The sequence below is a fragment of the Brochothrix campestris FSL F6-1037 genome (assembly GCF_000525915.1).
GTDB lineage: Bacteria > Bacillota > Bacilli > Lactobacillales > Listeriaceae > Brochothrix > Brochothrix campestris.
Genome location: NZ_AODH01000071.1, coordinates 1 through 1,610 on the forward strand (window position 1 = coordinate 1; position 1,610 = coordinate 1,610).

Sequence of the window (1,610 nt, forward strand, 5' to 3'; positions counted from 1 at the left end):
CTGCCAAAGTTACAAAAATAGGTTTTAAAGAAGTCCCAAACGAACTTACTTTCGAATCGACTAGACTAAGCGGAGATTTAAGCGAAGTATTAGTTAACCGTGTAGAACCTGATTGGAAAATCCTCGTTACTGATTTGAGAGGAACTAACCTTTCAACAGCAACATCAGAAAAACCGGACCGTAGTGATTGGGAAATAGCTGTTTCTGCACAACCGTTTAAAGATGAAAACAACAAAGAGATTCCCTTTACGACTTTAGGAGTCGCGTATGTACAACCATCATCAACCACAGAAATAACAGACACTGATGAAGTCGTGATAGTTTCACATTCAGTCGAAAACGAGATCCCTAAGACCCATTCTCAAATTGAAAACAGTTGGACAGTCGACGAGGGATTAAAAGCAATTGTTCACAATCGTAACGATTTAGATTCCAATAAAAAATATACCGCAGAATTAGATTTAGAATTAAGACAAGCTCCTTAGATAAATGCGAACTCTATTAAAAGGACACTTGTCATAACATAATATGCTAGAAAAGGCTGCTAACTGTACCCTACAGTTAGCAGCCTTTTCTAGCATATTATACCCTACGGGTGATTATCGGTTCTATTTAAGGTTACACGCGACGTCTTAACACCCTATTTGATGCTGTTAAAAATTTCAGAAGTTTCGCCACAATTAGAGCGTGCTCTGGGTTATAAGTGAGTATTCCGAAATAACAAATACTCTCAGTACCTTTCGCTTTTTGACGAGAACACCAATTTTCAGGTGATTTTATTAACTAGCCGATTCATCTACACGACTAAAGTCGCGAGTGTTCTCGGCTAGTTAATAAACTTTAAAAAAGTCAATCTGACAGAGTGTTTTCACTTGTATGACATTATTGTTATTTAACAATTAACATTATCTCAATCCATTTTGACTTCGAGTCTAAACGTTGAAAGTTGACGTGTCCTTTTAGCACTTACCTTTTACGTAATAGTCTAAGTTTTAATGCGCTTTTTTTATGATAATACCTAGTCTTCTTCAATCAAAATGTTATATTTCGCGCGATCTCTCGGTGAAAAATTCCCTGCATTTCTATCTAACAATAGTTCTAAAAACTTATAATCAAATTTAACACCTTCAATTTGTTTTTGTGCTTCTAACTTTATCCGCACATCATCACCATATTTAAGCGTGTTTTTTTTGATTGTTTATTTTTTCTTTTCCTTTTTCAGCTTCTTCTTTAATTTTTAAATTTTTTTTCGATTTCTTCTAAGTTAGCTTTTGGTGTTTTTGATGCCGTATATTTCTGTTTCGGCTCAATATTACCTGCTAAACGTTCTAGTCGATTTAATTTGCTAGACATACTTTATTCCCCCTCCATTGCAATCAATCTATCGATAAATTCTTGAACAACCTCAGTGTATTTTGTAATTACTTTTTTATCATGTAAATCTTTATTAGTTATACCATTCACATCAAAACGTTTCAATCGTTCCATTTGTGGCACAACAGTATTGAAAATATTATCCCCATCAAAACTTTCAATCGCTTTATCCATGATGTATTGATCGACTTTACCATTGTTTTTATGAAGAACTTGTAATATCCCTAGTAAATCAA

The 1,610-nt window shown here is 34.1% G+C and carries 2 protein-coding genes and 1 pseudogene; 1 reads left to right on the plus strand and 2 read right to left on the minus strand.

What is annotated here, in order from left to right:
- The coding region (locus tag BCAMP_RS14010) for a hypothetical protein (protein WP_035315698.1) at nucleotides 1-485 on the plus strand (485 nt) is incomplete at its 5' end.
- Between the two features lie 745 nt (nucleotides 486-1,230).
- Here BCAMP_RS14010 and BCAMP_RS14835 read toward each other — a convergent pair.
- The gene (locus tag BCAMP_RS14835; protein WP_269479299.1) at nucleotides 1,231-1,353 is read right to left on the minus strand and encodes a hypothetical protein; all 123 of its coding nucleotides are present in this window, start codon (nucleotides 1,351-1,353) and stop codon (nucleotides 1,231-1,233) included.
- Nucleotides 1,354-1,356: 3 nt separating this feature from the next.
- A pseudogene (locus BCAMP_RS14015) lies at nucleotides 1,357-1,610 on the minus strand (ParA family protein); the annotation flags it as partial.